Raw genomic sequence first — 15779 nt, forward strand, 5'->3', positions numbered from 1 at the left:
CTTATACCTCTTTAAAATCATGGGGAGTTTGAATCAATCGCATTCGAGTTAAAAGTGCGTTTAGTTCTTGAATTTGCAGATAAATATCATGTTCAGACAAATCAGTGAGTACAGATTGAATGAGTGTATGAATATCTTGGTCAGTTAACTTTACATTTTGAGTCAACTGTTCAATTACCATAGCAAACAAAGGCGAAAGCTGTTCAATACATACTTTGTCTTGTTCATCTCGCCAGACCATAATTACTCCATGCATAGGCTCGACTTGTTCTGGAGTCATTAAAGTTGTCCACGTATAAACGGGATATTGATAAACCAATACCCATACCTTCGTGGTTAACTGCCAATCACAGTTTTCCTGCAAGACTACTTTTTCAATTTCAACAGTGTCTAAATACAACTCAAGCCATTCAAACTGCAACAACTCAGCCAACCACGGATATTCTTGCAATATCGGGTGCTGCTGATTTGTCAAATATTCTCTAAATTCCAGAGAAATATCATTATACAAAGGTGAGCGACACTGGGCTTTTTGAAAAAATTCCGAGAGTAATTGTTGCCACTTTAACTCTGGCAACATCGCACGAGCCACGGGATAAACTAAATCAATAAATGAACAGACATTATTAAAAAGTAAATCTCGATAAATATGCATTCGTTCGGCAGGAAGAGCTTGAGGTAATTCTAAATCAGGATCTCTAATCCAGTCACAAAACTGTTGTTGCATGGTTTGGAAGGATATTTGATTTTCCTTCATAGCCACTCTCCTGTTGTTGAATTATTTTAATTTTGGCTAGCTCCTCTTCTAGCTCTTGCCATGATGGAATATTAAAGTCGCGCTCAAGTAAAGTTGCTTTCACACCACACACTTGATAGGTATATCTCAATAGTTCCCATACGCGATCACAAACTTCTGCGCCATGCGTATCAATTAATAAATTTTTCTGAACTTTTTCATGTCCAGCAATATGTAAATAACGGATTCTTTCTTTTGGCATGTCCCGAATAAATGCAAATGCATCACTGCCATGATTAATACTGTTGACATAGACATTATTTACATCCAGAAGCAAATCACAGTCTGCATATTGAAGAACTTCACGAATAAATTCCGCTTCACTCATTTGGGCATTGGGCATTAAATAAGTAGAAACATTCTCTATGACTAATCTTCTTCCTAAAATATCTTGAACACGTAAAATACGTTCAGCGACATATTTAACAGCCGCTTCGGTCATGGGGATTGGCAACAAATCATATAGATAGCCCCCATCATTTGTATAACTTAAATGTTCAGAATAAATAGAGACATCATATTGTTCTAAAAAGCTTTTTATTTTTCCGATAAATTCAAGATTGAGTGGATGAGGACCGCCAATAGACAATGACAGGCCGTGACAAATTAATGGGGCTTTTTCAACACACTGTGCGAGTAATTTCGCATGTCGACCACCAAAACCTAGCCAGTTTTCAGGAGCAACTTCGATAAAATCGGGACATGCTTTTGCATCTAAAAACGAATCTATAAAATCACGCCTTAAACCCAGCCCTACGCCTGACAAATCCATCATGGTGATTTCTCCTTTTGGAAACGATGCCGACACTTACCAGAAGGCCGACATCATCCATGATCAGATCGTTTACTTAGCGCCGCACTTACCGTCAGTGACTTTTTTATCTGCACCGCACTTGCCGTCCGCTGCTTTTTTGGTTGCTCCACATTTACCATCAGCTGCTTTTTTATCTGCACCACATTTTGCTTCGGCAGACTTTTCGTGGTTTTTCATTTTGTTAGCACCGCATTTTGCTTCACCGCATTTTCCATCTGCTGCTTTGGTTGCATGTGCTTCGGTTGTTGTATGGGTTGCTGCTACCGCCACTTGTGTAGCGCCAGCAACTGAAAGTGCTAATAATGCCGCCACTGAAGTCATTGAATTGAGCTTGTTCATGTTAGTATTCCTTTAAAGATAAATTCTCGGTTTGTACATTTGTACGTATAGTTAGACGGACCAAATCCTTTTTTATTACACCGTAAATAAAATTTTTTTTATGTAAGAAATACAGTTTTTATCCGACTAATTAATATTCAATCGCATCGGATGTGAAATTATCATGAAGAATTTTATTTATGGCTTATCTCAATATTATCAAAAACTGGGCAAAACTCTACAACATGCGGACGGCATCGCAGCTCTGGCTCTTCGATTATATTTAGTTCCTATATTTTGGATGGCTGGCACAAATAAATTAATGCACTTTAATGACATTGTAGAATGGTTTGGCAACTCAGATGGAGGTTTAGGACTTCCCTTTCCATATTTAATGGCATTACTTGCAACAACGGCTGAATTAGCAGGTGCAATACTATTAACATTTGGCCTTTTTACTCGCTTAATTAGTATTCCACTCATGATTACCATGTTGGTTGCCATATTTACGGTCCATCTACCGAACGGATGGCAAGCCATTGCTGATCCGAATGCGCCCTTTGCAAACATGCAGGTCTTGGCCTCAGCAGAAAAGTTAGAGAAAGCTCGTGAAATATTACAAACCTACGGCAATTACGACTGGCTCACGTCTAGTGGTTCGTTTGTAATTTTAAATAATGGAATTGAGTTTGCCGCTACGTATTTAGTCATGCTTCTCGCACTGCTTGTTCTTGGAGGCGGTCGTTATTTCAGTTTAGATTATTGGATTAAAAAGAAGCTGCTCTAATTACTCATTACGCCAAGAATCCTACTGACAGCAACATAGGGCATCTTTTTCTTATTGTGTGCCATGTCTGGTTCATGACACACAATCAATATTGAGGCAATTTGGTCAAACCAGAAGCCTGTATGAAGTTATCGAATTCTCACAAAAATAATATCTAGGTCTTTTTTGGGTACAAACTTAGTCTTGGTCATTTGAAATTGAGTTGGACTAATTTTTTTAACTGGCCCATCCCAACAAAATGAAACCAGTTCGTCTTTATCGCGCTCAATGGTGAGCTTAAAGCTTTCAATTGGTTTTGCCCAATTTGCACCCGTCGTCAAAATATAGCCCAAAGCACTAAACGGCGAATTTTCTGCACTGGCTTTTTTTAAGCCCTGCTTAAATTGTTTATCCATACAAAATTGCTGGTTATATTCATCTGGATAGAGAGCTACAGCGCCACCGACCAAAGGTTTGTATTCATGATGAATCTTAGTCAAACCATTTGCTTTAAAGGTCTGCTTCCAACTATAGATCACTTGAGATGACCACGGAATCACATCATCTTTTTTAAATTTGGCTAAAATTTTCTGTATTTGCGGCTTATTACATTGTTTTAGCTTGTCTACATAATATTCATAATCATAGTTAGTGCGAGTCCACGGATTTAGCATCTCTTTTTCACTAAAACCGCACTGTTTAAACTCATCCGTAGCATCAATCAGGGGAGATTTTTCATCTTTTTGAATAAAAGTTCTGACATGTATCTCGGGTTTTATATTTTTACCATCCACCACAATTTTAAAACTTTTTAAAAGCTGTTCGGTGTGAGCAAAATCAGACTCAAAAAAATTATCAATGCGCGGTAACGGAAATAAGATGGTTTCCGTTACGTCTTTATTACTTAAGTTTTTATAAAGATAGTCGACCTTAATCAGTTTTTTACTGATGAATAGATCTTCGCTTTGCATGGCAATCTGCGAGTTTTTGAGATATTGAATCCCCCCCGTACCCACGTAACCCGTAGAGTCGTTGGCTAGACCATAGGTAGATAACGAAGCTAAAACAGCAAAGGTTAATACAAACGTTTTCATTTTAAAGCGCTCTGTCATTTTCTAATTATAAAATATCGATCTGGAATAAAGCATAACTGTTTAAGCACAGATGCGGTTAGTTTTTTAGTAATGACTCATATATCGCTTTAAATCTAAAAACTTTAATGAAAACTTAGTTTTTGTCTCGTCATCTTTTTAGGCACACTAATTTTTCCAATAAAATTGGTTAACCATAAAATACATTCATCACGATGTTCAAAGTGAGGCATCAAACTGAGGTCAATTTTTATATCTCTATCTGCCAAAGGCAAACTCAAGCAATATTCAAAGTCAATCGACTTATATTTTAACTTCAGATCTTTTTCTTGGGCCTGTTTTTTGATTTCCGCCATGATGCGGTTAAGGTTAACAATCAAATTATTGGAAACTTGATTATTTTCATAGACACGTTCATAGACGTTTTCAGCAACGTCAATGTATTTTATAAGCTCTGCATTTTCATTCATATCGTTCACTTTCTCTTTTTTTTAAAGATTATGAACAGCTAAATGTTTAATTGCGTTACTTGGCACATGGCTTATGTGAAAAATGTATATTTTTCTTTATCAAAGAATATAATTAAAGTATTGTTATTTATAAAAAATAGCCAGATATTTGCACATTTATACACATTTAATATTCTTTTAAATTAGAATTTCAACATAAGAAAAATTAAGTTATGAGCAATTTTTTAAACAAAAAAAACCGCCCCAGAAGGCGGTCGCTGAGTTTAAACCAGCAGTATATAGAAGCAAGGTGGACGTTCGCTTCTATATTCTTTTATGAAGGAGTTTTATTGGTTTTCATAAAATCCTCAGATTTAAAATAATTGATAATCATGTCTGCATGCTCTTCTTTTGGAGGAGCAACAGTTACAGGAAACGAATCTTTCGACATCTTAAAACCTGGTGGTAAAAAGTGCGAAATTGGTGGCAATTTAGGCTTTCCCCCTTCTGTGATTCGCTCAATAAGACCAGCTAACCAAAGAAGATATTCACCTTCATTTGCGAACTTTGGCATGACACTCAAATCAATTTTAACTTTGCATTCACTTAACGGTTTCGTTAAATTTTCTTCAAAGTCTATATAGTTGAACTTGAGCTTAAACTCAGTTCCCTTGATGGCTTTTCGGATCTGACTAATTAAACAGTTAAGGTTCTGAGTAATGTCATCAGTGAATAAGCCATCTTTTTTTATATTTTTATAAACCTTTTCGGCTACAGCTAGATACTTTGGCATTAACCTCTCTCCGTCCTATTGTTATAAAGTTCTGATCTATGAATGTCTTATGTATTTGATTATGCTTAAACGCGTGTAATTAAAGGTAACCTTATTAGACTTGTTTGTAAGTAGTTGGCGTTTTATGTAAATCGCACCAATAAAATACCGAAAAAAATTATGGTTTTGATAACTCATCCGCAAAAATGCATGGTTGAATAGAGATAATTAGAAACATTTATTTTCATATCATTTTTACCATTTGGTAAAATTAATATGTTTTCATTTGCTTATCTCGTCTTACCAGCCCTAAAACAGCTCGACGCACTCGTATTTCTTCTTCAGAAAAAGGTAAATGTTCGATGAGCTCGTAAATTGAGAGAGAATTATTTTCGATCAAGAAGCAGTCTTGCTCTGTTGTCCAATTAGTCGTAGCCGATTCAGTTTGTTTTAAATAGCGTTTCATATTTCCTAGCAGACTTAATTACACATATTAAAAGCCTGCCTTTAGGCAAGCTTATATTTCAGATTTTGAATTGATCATTATTATAGCAGTCTATAAATGGTATGTTCAGTTAATATTGTAGATGCCCTAATTAAACATTATAAAAAAAGCCCACTCACTGTGGGCTTCTTAATGGTTATTGTGCGGCATTTACCCCAACAATAAACTGACTACAATTAGAACCTTCAGATGCATTACCTAATTGCTTTTCAGAGAATTTAAATTTAGAGGCAACTGACTCGTAATCATTTTTAAGGGTTTGGCCAGTTAACTCTCCAAGCTCTTTGACTTGTTCTGGTTGTAAGATGCCATGTTCAACTGCTTGATTTACCATGACACAGGCTGTGGTCATCGCGTCATAACGCGCAGCAGTTTTAGAGTAACCTAGAGCACCGATTACACCACCAATAATTAAGCCAATAATCACCGCTAAAGTTACGTGCATTTTATTCATTTTTTAAATACCTAAAAAATCTAACTAAACTAAAAAGGAACACTTCAAAAGATTGTGTTCAAGCCCAATTAGGATAGTCGCGTTTATAGGTTATAAAAAGTTAGATTCTGTCACATTTTTTGATAGGTTAAGTGAAATGTGTTTTATCAATTCAAAAGAAAAATATCAGACCTTCCTAGTTCTCTTTCGTTTTTTGCTTGATACCTCTAAAGGAATAGCCACCTTACCTGTACCTAACCCGCGAAAAAAATAATTAATGATGTATAAGAATAAAAGACCAAAATAAAAAATAGGAAAAATGCTAAAGGCAGTACTTATGATTTCCCAAAACATAACCCCGACTCTATAGTTATAACAGAATGATATGAGTCCACCTCTACGTCTAGGCCTTTGCTGAGTAATATCATCCTCAATAAAGTGAAAAATTCCCATGACAAAACACCCAGCAAATGTACTTGAGACTAAAGTCTTTTTAATTAGAGGCTTTTCTAGCCAAGGGTATTTTTTTGAAGATTCAAATTCGGCTTTGAAAAAGAATTTATAAATTTCTTCTTGATAAGCTTTATTAACCCCATATTTTTTAATAAAAAAAGAGCAGATAACACAACCAACAAAGAACATGACTATAGTTATGTAAAGGCTATAAAGAATCGTAAAAAACGGTAATGGGCCTTTCGTACCAACAGTCACATGCATAGTTTGTGTGATGTATTGATATAGCTCGTACTGCCATTCGTTTTTAGGATGAGTAGGAAATACAAATAAAGGAATAATAAAAAGAATAGAGCATAAGGCTATATTTCCTCTATTTTCTTTACTTTTCCGTGCAAGCGTAGAAAGAAAATTTTTAGAAGCCATATCTATATTTTACAATTTGGAATCATGTGTTTAGCTTTATAAAACTCATCAAAAGCCTTCATATCATTTAACCATGGAGAGATAGTTTCCAGATTACGTTTATTAATTTTTTTTGATGCCAATAGCCTTGGTGAAGAATAATTTTTCTGCTGAATTTTTTGATTATATTGTTGTACAAACATAAGCTTTAAGCATAATCCTCGAATGCCCTTATTACCAAAATATGAATACTCAGAATATTTATTTAAGACATCTTTCATTTCTTTGTATTCACCATTCCAAACATAAAATGAGCTTAAACCATTCAAATCGTTAATATATATCTCATCATTAATAGGGTTTAACTCTAGCCCTTCTTTTAAAATAATACTGTTTATTTCCACTTCATCAGATAAGTCCATCCAAAAAAAAGAAGCCATGACTTCTTCTGAAAATCTTATTCTGGCTTGCTCTGTATCCTTAGGATATACAATAAAAAAATAATACAATCCTAGAAAAATAATAAAACCTAATATAATAGAAAGTAATCTCCAAAAATTAGTACCTTTTATAATATTCATAACAAGCCATTAATTTTATTTAATATCTTGTGAACGCACTTTACTTTATGTTTTAGATGAAATCAAAAGAAGAGAGAGAAAATTTCTTTGAATGAAATATATGCTCACCTTTTTAAATTTCTTTGTTTGTGCCCTTTCCTGTTTAAAAGAGCACTTTTTTTAAATACTTTATTAAGATATTTCTAAGTCATTAAGGTAAAAATGGCTTTGTTAGAAGCACAAATCCGACAGATAAAAAAGCATTATCATGATGAGAAATTTGGTTGCCATAACTTGCGTTTAATTGAACAAAATCTTTATAGACAATGTATCGAAAACCTGTTTGATAAAAGGCATCATTTCGGTCATTACCATATATTTCGGCAGTGAACGTTAATGGGTTAGCAAGTTGTGTTTCGGTTCCAATTCCCCACGTGGTTTGATTTTTATGTGTGGTATTTTCACGTAACCATCCCATATTGGCATGGATTAAAAATTTATCATCCAAAGTAGAAAGACTTAAAGGAACATTAAACGTCCAATCTTTGTTTGAAGAATCCTTAGTATTGATTTGAGTGCCAAAAGAAAAGCCGATTCCCCAATCATTCGTTTCTAAAGGCTTTAATAAGGTCTTACCTTGTAGAGTTGCATAACTGACATGCTCAGTATCATCATTTACTCTCCCCATCCCTACAGCAAATTCAAAATTGCCACCAAAATTACAGGCTGGTGTTGCCCAATATTCTTTGCTGTCAGAGTTATGCTGTGCCCATGTTTCTAGCTGACAAGTTTTTGGAGAAACAAGAGCGGCATCGTCAACAACCATAGGTCGTCCACTATAGCTTGCATTAGATAATGCGAATAAACAGAAACTAGAAATAAGTGAGCGTTTCTTTAAAGTAAATAACACTGGCATCACTCCCATAAGTCATGGAGCACATGCAAGTACTGCAACCCAACATGATTAGATCATGGGTTAATAATAGAAATGAAAAGATGAAAATAAAAAACCTCTTCTTGCATCCACAAAAAGAGGTCTGTCAGGACTTCAGTGGATACTTAGACTATTACCGATCGACTACTGTCACTCGAGCAAGTACTCACATTGAAGCTCCTAAAAATTAGTTGGGCGGATTCTAAAATTACCATTGTTAAATATCAAGTTAAAATTTCATGACAATCTAAGCCATAGAAAACTGCTTATTTTTGCTCGGTAAGATGCTGAGTTACCGCATTAAAAAATAAACTTTTTTCATTATCAAGCTCAGCAGAAGGCATCGCGGTTTCCCATGTGCTCCACTGCATCATAACAATCTTGTCTTTAGGGTTAATGGCTAACATCTGCCCAAAAATACCCAGTCCCCAGAAAGTTTCATCAGAATTTTGTGTGCTTAATGGCGAACCTTTTTTGGCATGTGAATTCCACCATTGAAAACCATATATTCCTTTTGGATAGTTTTCTGAGATAGAGCCTTTCGCTTGATTCCATTTAGTCGCTTGGGCTATCCAACCATCGGGTAACATCTTGTCGCCATTAGAAACACGCCCTTCATTCAATATAAATTGTCCGAAACGCGCATAATCACGTAACGTTGCATTAAACCCATGTCCACCCATGTCAACTTGATTACGGGTATAGGACTGCCAAACACCTTCTCGCTTCATGCCTACCCGCTTCCAGACATTATCTTCTAGGTATTTAGCAATATTTTCATGCGTTGCTGCTTCTAAGACTTTACCCACCAGATATGCCCCACCTGTGCTATATGACCATACCGTTCCTGGCTCATATTTCGCTTTCAGGTTTTTCACATTTTTATAGACACAAGCATCTGGATCGTTAGCTGCCTCACAATAGGTCATTTTTGCAAAATCTGAATTTGGATCTTTATAATTTTCATTCCACTCAACACCCGAAGTGTGTTGCAAAAGTTGTTTTAAGGAGACTTTTTCCCAAGCCGTTCCTTTCAAATCTGGTAAATATTGAATGATTGGATCATCTACCGATTTGATTTTGCCTTGGTGAATAGCGACTCCAATTAATGTTGCCACAATAGACTTTGCCACTGAACGAGAAGTCCATAGAGTCGTTTCATTGTTGCCTTGTCCGTAATATTCATAAGCAATTTTTCCATCTTTTAATACAATCAGACCTGCAACACTTTGATTTTTTAAGTAATCATTTAAATTATAATTTTTACCATCTACTGAGTAATGGATATCTTTATTTTTAATGCTGTTCTTTAGTTTTGGAAGTGCCAGTATATTTTTCTTATCGGGGTGAAAAACACTGCCATCATAACTACGGAATGTATTTCGAAAGCCCACCACCCTTTGTTGTTGTGTCCATGTCAACATATCATGTGGGTCAGGTAATTTTTTATCCACGATCGTTGGACAGTCCTTTAGTTCCAACTGCTGACAGCTATATTCAGCACAAGCGACACTACTGACGAATAGACCAGTGAACAGTAAGCTAATTCTTGTAATCTTCATCTCTTTTTTCCCTTAGTAGAGCTTAATTTGAGTGACTAAACCGACAATCACATTGCTATTGAAGGCTTTTCCTGTAGAGCGGTAGTAGTTATCTGGATTCCAGATGTATTGTACGAATGGGCTTAGAGTTAGGCGTTTGTAATTAATATCGGTATCTAAAGAAAGAAAAGAGGTTGTTTTATTATTATTACCATTAATTTTCTCTGTCATTAAAACATAATCATCATTAAGTTGAGACTGACCGAACTTCACGCCTAAATGATTCTTTCCTTGATTAATTTTATAGCTTAATCCTAATTCCCAATAATTTTTATAAGGCTGATTTTTCTCATCAATATATGAGTAAGCACCAAATACCGTTGGAATATTCTGATTATTAAAATCATGGTTAAACCTAAAATTCAAACCATCTGTACCATTATATTTTTCTTGAGTATAGGCATTACAATATTCGGAATTATTATAAAAATATAATAACTCTGCTTTAGTGTTTTTATCTTTATATCCCACACCATATACTTGGGTGTAACCTAGTTGATGGTGAAAGGAAAAATCTAATCCTTTTTTCTTGTAGACATAATCATCTGTGTTGACCTCAAAAACCCCTGCATGCATATAGATATGGTCTGATAAATTATATTTGGCATAACCGCCCCAATACGCATAGTTAGTCGGCAATGAACCCATTGCGCCTTTAATTGGGTCAGTACACAACAGGATATTTTGACAATTGTTATAGAGGAAATATCGTCTTAGATTGGTACGCCCAACGGACGTATAGAGTTTTTTATCATTCCAATACTTATCCCAAGTCAGCAAACTGAGTTGGGATGAAGCCAAATCATTGGCAGCAATTGCTCCACCGACATAACTTCCTACTCCTCCAAACCAATTGTTTGAAGTATTTAGCTGTGCATCATCATTTAAACCATTAAACACATATTGTGCTTTTAAAACCCCAAAGTCATGACTTTCATTCGCCAATTTAATTTCAGTATTTAAAAACAAACCTGCTGAATTAGTAAAATTGTCATCTACAGCACTTTCTTGGCTATACATCGCTAAATCAATAAAATTAGCTGTGAACTTGAAATTGTCTTTTAGGCTCAATTCTGCATTTGCACTCATACTATATAAAAGCATGAGTGTACCTATACATCCTTGTTTAGATATATACATAGAATCCTTTCCTTTAAATATAATTAATTATTTTCCTAGTTTTATATTTTCATAATTAAAAACTTGGCATAATAATTATTTCTAGCTCAATTTAATATTTACTAACTCTGATAATTTTTGCATATCCTCCGCCACAAATTAATAAATTATATTTAATAAATATCGATAATTTTTGGCTTACTTATTTATTTCAGTCCCATTTGATAAATCTGATTTCAACATATTTATATTGGTTTGACTTGTGTGCGAATGACATGAATTTTGTCTAAAAATGACATACTATTTTTTAATACTTAGACTATTAGATAATCGAACAAGCTTATTATTAATTTTTAAATATCAAAAACTTAAACCACAAATCATTATAGTTATATCTTTTAATTCAAATAAATAAAGGCTTGAATTAGATCAATTCAAGCCTCTTTGGTTTCAGACAAGGGATAAATATATTGTTAACTTAAAATATCTTTCTAAAAAAGCTTCTACTTATTTTAAAAACTCTTTCACAGTTTCTTGCATACTTGTCGTTGCACGGCCAATGAGCTGATGCAGATCTTTGCTATCACTATATAAACCGTCTTTAGATACGCCTTCATCCGAATCTGCCAATATATGAGCAAACCCTTCTGGTACACCAACCTGCACTAAAAGTGCTTTATATTCTGCTTCAGGTAAATCTTGATAAGTTATATCTTTTTGAGTGATTTCGCTTGTCCATTTTGCAACATCATCAAGCGTATAACTTGTATCACCTGCCAATTCATAAATCTTATTTTCATGCCCGTCTTGCGTTAATACCACAGCGGCCGCAGTTGCATAATCTAAGCGTGAAGCAGAAGAAATTTTACCGTGATGAGTTGCCCCAAAAATTTTGCCATGCTCAACCGCCTGTTTAAGACCCATTGCATAATTTTCGTTGTACCAGTTATTACGTAATAACGTATAGGGAATATTTGATGCTTTTAAATATTGTTCAGTTTCAACATGTTCTTGTGCAAGTAAAAGCGGTGTTACATCTGCTTTTAATAAACTTGTGTAAGCAATAAATTTTACATGTGCGAGTTTTGCTGCATTAATAATATTTTGGTGTTGTACCGTACGTTGACCAATTTCATTTGATGAAATTAATAAAAGCTTATCAATACCTTGTAGTTGCTCTGAAAGTTTTTCTACGTCATGAACATAATCAAAAGGACGAACTTCTACCCCTTTTGAACTTAAATCTAAAGCTTTTTCTGGATTACGGACTAATGCCACAATATTTTTTGCTTCGGTCCGTTCAAGTAATTGAGAAATAACGAATTGACCAAGTTGACCTGTTGCACCAGTAACTGCAATACGCATGGTGATCTCCATCTGATGTAATTGAAATATTTCAATCATCGTAGTATCTTCACTTACTAAAAGTAAGTACTTACCTAAAAGTAAGTTCAGCATTAAATGTAAACTTTTGTAATGCAGGTAATGAGCAATGAAAGGTCTAGTTTTTGCAGCAAATTGTCCATCTAGAAAAATTTTATTAACACTAACAAGCCGTTGGAGCGTTTTAATTTTAGTTGCATTACGTGATCAGCGTTTGCGCTTTAATGAATTAAAAAAATTAATTGATGGGATTAGTGAAAAAATGCTGGCACAAACCTTAAAGTTACTCGAGCAAGATGGTTTTATTTATCGTCAGGATTATGCTGAAGTGCCCCCTCGAGTAGATTATCAATTAACAGACTTTGGCCGAGAAGCTTCCGATAGACTTTTTGATTTAACGGATTGGCTTGAAAATAATATATCTCAGTTATTAGAACAGCAGCCTCGTTCAGACTTAGTTTTATAAGCAAATCTCTGCATATTTAAATTTGCTTCACGATTGATATATCTTCATCTAACTTTGATCAACAAACTTAGAGTCCGTACTCCTTTACCCAAACCCCAGCAAAAAACACTCAAGCACTCTTTCCCGCTCGATTGTCACATCTGAGCTTAAAAGCTGGATAATTGCGCCCTCAATCATATATAAAAATAGCTTGGCATCCTGAAAGGTAGCATCTGTTTTGAGTTTTATAAGCTGGCTATAGATTTCATTAAGTAGCCATGTGCGATATCTCACCGCGGTGATATAGGCTTTTGGATAGGTCAGTTTCGTTTCAAAAATGGCTTTAAATAAAAGGTAGTACATCCCTTCTAAATCGGTGTGGAGGTAATAAAGTTTCTTGAGTTTATCCTTCACGCTTGTGTTCTGGTCGTACCCAACAATTGAAACTACTTTTTCTTTTAAACGTTCTTTTTGCACAATTAGACAGATTTCAATAAACCGCTCTTTAGAATGAAAAAAGTTATAAAAAGTTGCTTTGGTCACTTCACATTCTTTCACGATTCGGTCGACTCCAACCGTATGGAATCCGTGGTGGTGAAATAAATCAATCGACTTATTGATGACTTGAATAGCACGTGTTGAGAGAACTAAATTTGGCATAGTCTTACCGTTATCAAATTATTGTTGTATATAAATGAGATATAAAATCGGCCATCTTTTTTGGGAGAAAAAAGGCACAGCAAAGCCCGTAAGACTGTGCTTGGCACATCTCAAGTTTTATTGTTGATTAAGTTTTTAGACGAAGTAATTTAAAGCCTGAAAACCTTACGGCGATCAAACTGCTTTACATGTTTAAGTTGTGTCGTTATAGCTTTTGGCAAAGGCTGCCAAGAAATAATGGATGTGCAAAGCCAACTCCTTTTTATTGGGAGTTCTGCCGGACATTAAAATTATGGTGGCAGAACGGAAGAGGGTTCGCGGACTGGTTTCGACTCCAGCACACCCGAAGGTGTCCCTCTCCCGTCCTACCGCTACGGGAGGGAACGAGGAGATGCTCACACAAGACTATTCCTCAGAAGAAATAATCCTGATGTGGTCGAAAAAAGCGGTCCGCGACGACCGACTGGCAATGTGGCCAGCAGGCGAAGAATAATATTCAGTCCTCTTTCAGTCAAGCACACAAAATGACATTTGTTTTAAAATAGATCATTAAAAAGTAAGGATAAATAATTAAAATTTATTGTTAAATTGGGGTTTATAAAACGCTTATCAATCAAAGTTCTAACGAGGTCTTAAAAGATACAACTTGCAAAAAATTATCTATGATAATATTTTAGAGTAATTACTCTAAAATGAGAGCTAATCATGAAAACTAAAAGAATTGGTTCATATCACTGGATGCAAGCTACAAATGGTCAGCTCAGCTTCAAAGAGAAAGTTAAGTTAATTCAAAAAATTATGCTGCCAAGTGTTATGGCCTCTATAAAAATAAATTACTTTCGGTTCAAAACTTTAGATGATTTTGATATTGATCAGATCGTGATACCAGATACTCAAATGGTTAAAGTCGCGCTTGATGAGCTCGAAGCTAAAGCAAGTATATCTATTTATAATCATTCATGGCGCACCTATTTCTGGGGCGCTGCTTTAGGCAATATACAAAAACAGCAATTTGATGATGAGTCACTTTTAATAGCCTCACTTTTTCATGATATTGGCTTAACTGAGCAACATATTCATAGTAAAGGTTGTAACTGTTTTACTTATGAGAGTGCTAAACAATTTGAGCTAAAGGCTAAAGAACATAGCTTTGATGAGAAGAAAAGTGGAGTTATTAAAGATGCTATCTGCTTACATATGAACGGTTATATAGATCACTCTGACCCAGCAGAAATTACGCTATTACAGCAAGGTGCATCCTGTGATGTGATTAGTGACGGTCTATATAGACTTCCCGTCTCTTTTAGAAATGAAATTTTAGAAAAATATCCTAGAAAACAATTTAATAAAGAATTTATTGAGCTTGTTAATTTAGAAACTAAGAATGTAACAAATTCTCGAACTAGTTTATTAAGTAGTCTTGGTTTACCGCTCATGATTAAGTCAAATTTATATAAAGAGTAAATTTAATTAGAGCTATTAATCGTACAAAACCTATTAAGACTCAGCTTGAAATTTCAGTTAACAACTGTTTAATAGTGCTTCGTCTGACTATGTCTTACTATAGCTGAAAGATATAAGCATGAAGGCCTCTGTTGCAATGAATGACTCAGTGAAGTGGTTAGAAACTTTAAATAAAATTACTGGTATTGCTCAAACAGGTTTACATTATTCAAAAGATGTTTATGACAAAGAACGTTATGAACAACTCTTAGGGCACATTGAGTATTTATTAGAATTAAAAGAAATCAAAACAGAAAATTTTATTAATAACGTGCTCCAAGATGTAGGTTATGCGACTCCGAAACTAGATGTTAGAGCAGTTGTTTTTAAAGAAAATAAATTATTATTAGCAAAAGAAATTGGAGACGGGAAATGGTCTGTTCCGGGTGGATGGGCTGACGTAGGTTACTCAGCATCGGAAAATGCTGAAAAAGAAGTTATAGAAGAGACAGGTCTACGAGTTAAGGCGATTAAGTTATTGGCTTTAACAGATAGAACTAAGCACCCACATCCTCCAATGTTTTTACATGTGTATAAGGCTTTCTTCTGGTGTGAAATTATTGATGGTGAACTGACACCAAGTATTGAAACACCCGAAGTTGGATTCTTTGGTAGAGATGAGTTACCACCTATTTCTACAGCACGTGTAACAGAAGAACAAATACAACAATTCTTTGATTATTTAGAGTCAGTACCAGACGTTACTAAGTTTGATTAATTAAACTTAATGTAAGGCAGATCTCTTATATTTAGAGTTCTGCTGTTAAATTAA

The 15779-nt window shown here is 34.9% G+C and carries 19 protein-coding genes; 4 read left to right on the forward strand and 15 right to left on the reverse strand.

The window, feature by feature from the left end; genetic code table 11:
- Window position 1 precedes the first annotated feature (1 nt).
- From J536_RS18465 to J536_RS18475, 3 genes are all read right to left on the reverse strand, one after another.
- The gene (locus J536_RS18465; protein WP_032063567.1) at window positions 2–757 is read right to left on the reverse strand and encodes a DNA-binding domain-containing protein; all 756 of its coding nucleotides are present in this window, start codon (window positions 755–757) and stop codon (window positions 2–4) included.
- Window positions 708–1571, reverse strand: coding sequence for a DUF692 domain-containing protein (locus J536_RS18470; RefSeq protein ID WP_032056518.1), 864 nt, complete (start codon window positions 1569–1571; stop codon window positions 708–710). The genes J536_RS18465 and J536_RS18470 overlap by 50 nt, the downstream gene beginning before the upstream one ends.
- A gap of 69 nt (window positions 1572–1640) precedes the next feature.
- Entirely contained in the window at window positions 1641–1949 is a 309-nt protein-coding gene (locus J536_RS18475) for a hypothetical protein (protein WP_032056520.1), read from the reverse strand.
- A 163-nt stretch (window positions 1950–2112) separates the two neighbouring features.
- Here J536_RS18475 and J536_RS18480 point away from each other — a divergent pair, with 163 nt between their 5' ends.
- Window positions 2113–2715, forward strand: coding sequence for a DoxX family protein (locus tag J536_RS18480; protein WP_032038324.1), 603 nt, complete (start codon window positions 2113–2115; stop codon window positions 2713–2715).
- A 128-nt stretch (window positions 2716–2843) separates the two neighbouring features.
- Here the strand turns inward: J536_RS18480 and J536_RS18485 are convergent, their stop codons facing one another.
- From J536_RS18485 to J536_RS18530, 11 genes are all read right to left on the reverse strand, one after another.
- Window positions 2844–3788 (reverse strand): DUF4424 family protein, encoded by a 945-nt coding sequence (locus tag J536_RS18485; RefSeq protein WP_032063569.1) that lies wholly within the window; start codon window positions 3786–3788, stop codon window positions 2844–2846.
- A 122-nt stretch (window positions 3789–3910) separates the two neighbouring features.
- Window positions 3911–4255: a hypothetical protein gene (locus tag J536_RS18490; RefSeq protein WP_019767862.1), complete on the reverse strand. Its 345-nt coding sequence runs from the start codon at window positions 4253–4255 to the stop codon at window positions 3911–3913.
- 313 nt (window positions 4256–4568) lie between these two features.
- A complete protein-coding gene (locus J536_RS18495; RefSeq protein ID WP_032063571.1) occupies window positions 4569–5027 on the reverse strand; it encodes a hypothetical protein in 459 nt (152 codons plus the stop codon).
- A gap of 250 nt (window positions 5028–5277) precedes the next feature.
- Window positions 5278–5472, reverse strand: a complete 195-nt coding sequence (locus tag J536_RS18500; RefSeq protein WP_032003275.1) for a hypothetical protein — start codon at window positions 5470–5472, stop codon at window positions 5278–5280.
- Window positions 5473–5647: 175 nt separating this feature from the next.
- On the reverse strand, window positions 5648–5965 hold the full coding sequence (locus J536_RS18505) for a hypothetical protein (RefSeq protein ID WP_032063572.1): 318 nt from the start codon (window positions 5963–5965) through the stop codon (window positions 5648–5650).
- Between the two features lie 165 nt (window positions 5966–6130).
- Entirely contained in the window at window positions 6131–6823 is a 693-nt protein-coding gene (locus J536_RS18510) for a hypothetical protein (RefSeq protein ID WP_032063573.1), read from the reverse strand.
- A gap of 2 nt (window positions 6824–6825) precedes the next feature.
- The gene (locus tag J536_RS0104655; protein ID WP_032063575.1) at window positions 6826–7383 is read right to left on the reverse strand and encodes a hypothetical protein; all 558 of its coding nucleotides are present in this window, start codon (window positions 7381–7383) and stop codon (window positions 6826–6828) included.
- A gap of 190 nt (window positions 7384–7573) precedes the next feature.
- Window positions 7574–8278, reverse strand: a complete 705-nt coding sequence (locus J536_RS18515) for a hypothetical protein (protein ID WP_032063576.1) — start codon at window positions 8276–8278, stop codon at window positions 7574–7576.
- 284 nt (window positions 8279–8562) lie between these two features.
- Window positions 8563–9858: a serine hydrolase domain-containing protein gene (locus J536_RS18520; RefSeq protein WP_032063578.1), complete on the reverse strand. Its 1296-nt coding sequence runs from the start codon at window positions 9856–9858 to the stop codon at window positions 8563–8565.
- Window positions 9859–9870: 12 nt separating this feature from the next.
- A complete protein-coding gene (locus J536_RS18525) occupies window positions 9871–11037 on the reverse strand; it encodes a carbohydrate porin (RefSeq protein WP_032063579.1) in 1167 nt (388 codons plus the stop codon).
- A 486-nt stretch (window positions 11038–11523) separates the two neighbouring features.
- Window positions 11524–12381, reverse strand: coding sequence for an SDR family oxidoreductase (locus tag J536_RS18530; protein ID WP_032063580.1), 858 nt, complete (start codon window positions 12379–12381; stop codon window positions 11524–11526).
- 127 nt (window positions 12382–12508) lie between these two features.
- Between J536_RS18530 and J536_RS18535 the strand changes: the two genes are divergently transcribed.
- Window positions 12509–12865, forward strand: coding sequence for a winged helix-turn-helix transcriptional regulator (locus tag J536_RS18535; protein WP_032056524.1), 357 nt, complete (start codon window positions 12509–12511; stop codon window positions 12863–12865).
- Between the two features lie 84 nt (window positions 12866–12949).
- Here the strand turns inward: J536_RS18535 and J536_RS18540 are convergent, their stop codons facing one another.
- Entirely contained in the window at window positions 12950–13504 is a 555-nt protein-coding gene (locus tag J536_RS18540; RefSeq protein ID WP_032063581.1) for a TetR/AcrR family transcriptional regulator, read from the reverse strand.
- 705 nt (window positions 13505–14209) lie between these two features.
- Here J536_RS18540 and J536_RS18550 point away from each other — a divergent pair.
- Together J536_RS18550 and J536_RS18555 are read left to right on the forward strand one after the other, a co-directional pair.
- Window positions 14210–14968: an HD domain-containing protein gene (locus tag J536_RS18550; RefSeq protein WP_032063582.1), complete on the forward strand. Its 759-nt coding sequence runs from the start codon at window positions 14210–14212 to the stop codon at window positions 14966–14968.
- A 136-nt stretch (window positions 14969–15104) separates the two neighbouring features.
- Entirely contained in the window at window positions 15105–15725 is a 621-nt protein-coding gene (locus tag J536_RS18555) for an NUDIX hydrolase (protein ID WP_032063584.1), read from the forward strand.
- The last annotated feature ends 54 nt before the right edge of the window (window positions 15726–15779 follow it).

This window comes from Acinetobacter sp. 809848 (genome assembly GCF_000581275.1).
Taxonomy (GTDB): domain Bacteria; phylum Pseudomonadota; class Gammaproteobacteria; order Pseudomonadales; family Moraxellaceae; genus Acinetobacter; species Acinetobacter pittii.

What these genes read in the sequence shown, in the direction of transcription:
- J536_RS18465 (WP_032063567.1), bottom strand. Translation starts at nt 757, where the DNA reads ATGAAGGAAAATCAAATATCCTTCCAAACCATGCAACAACAGTTTTGT.
- J536_RS18470 (WP_032056518.1), bottom strand. Translation starts at nt 1,571, where the DNA reads ATGATGGATTTGTCAGGCGTAGGGCTGGGTTTAAGGCGTGATTTTATA.
- J536_RS18475 (WP_032056520.1), bottom strand. Translation starts at nt 1,949, where the DNA reads ATGAACAAGCTCAATTCAATGACTTCAGTGGCGGCATTATTAGCACTT.
- J536_RS18480 (WP_032038324.1), top strand. Translation starts at nt 2,113, where the DNA reads ATGAAGAATTTTATTTATGGCTTATCTCAATATTATCAAAAACTGGGC.
- J536_RS18485 (WP_032063569.1), bottom strand. Translation starts at nt 3,788, where the DNA reads ATGAAAACGTTTGTATTAACCTTTGCTGTTTTAGCTTCGTTATCTACC.
- J536_RS18490 (WP_019767862.1), bottom strand. Translation starts at nt 4,255, where the DNA reads ATGAATGAAAATGCAGAGCTTATAAAATACATTGACGTTGCTGAAAAC.
- J536_RS18495 (WP_032063571.1), bottom strand. Translation starts at nt 5,027, where the DNA reads ATGCCAAAGTATCTAGCTGTAGCCGAAAAGGTTTATAAAAATATAAAA.
- J536_RS18500 (WP_032003275.1), bottom strand. Translation starts at nt 5,472, where the DNA reads ATGAAACGCTATTTAAAACAAACTGAATCGGCTACGACTAATTGGACA.
- J536_RS18505 (WP_032063572.1), bottom strand. Translation starts at nt 5,965, where the DNA reads ATGAATAAAATGCACGTAACTTTAGCGGTGATTATTGGCTTAATTATT.
- J536_RS18510 (WP_032063573.1), bottom strand. Translation starts at nt 6,823, where the DNA reads ATGGCTTCTAAAAATTTTCTTTCTACGCTTGCACGGAAAAGTAAAGAA.
- J536_RS0104655 (WP_032063575.1), bottom strand. Translation starts at nt 7,383, where the DNA reads ATGAATATTATAAAAGGTACTAATTTTTGGAGATTACTTTCTATTATA.
- J536_RS18515 (WP_032063576.1), bottom strand. Translation starts at nt 8,278, where the DNA reads ATGCCAGTGTTATTTACTTTAAAGAAACGCTCACTTATTTCTAGTTTC.
- J536_RS18520 (WP_032063578.1), bottom strand. Translation starts at nt 9,858, where the DNA reads ATGAAGATTACAAGAATTAGCTTACTGTTCACTGGTCTATTCGTCAGT.
- J536_RS18525 (WP_032063579.1), bottom strand. Translation starts at nt 11,037, where the DNA reads ATGTATATATCTAAACAAGGATGTATAGGTACACTCATGCTTTTATAT.
- J536_RS18530 (WP_032063580.1), bottom strand. Translation starts at nt 12,381, where the DNA reads ATGCGTATTGCAGTTACTGGTGCAACAGGTCAACTTGGTCAATTCGTT.
- J536_RS18535 (WP_032056524.1), top strand. Translation starts at nt 12,509, where the DNA reads ATGAAAGGTCTAGTTTTTGCAGCAAATTGTCCATCTAGAAAAATTTTA.
- J536_RS18540 (WP_032063581.1), bottom strand. Translation starts at nt 13,504, where the DNA reads ATGCCAAATTTAGTTCTCTCAACACGTGCTATTCAAGTCATCAATAAG.
- J536_RS18550 (WP_032063582.1), top strand. Translation starts at nt 14,210, where the DNA reads ATGAAAACTAAAAGAATTGGTTCATATCACTGGATGCAAGCTACAAAT.
- J536_RS18555 (WP_032063584.1), top strand. Translation starts at nt 15,105, where the DNA reads ATGAATGACTCAGTGAAGTGGTTAGAAACTTTAAATAAAATTACTGGT.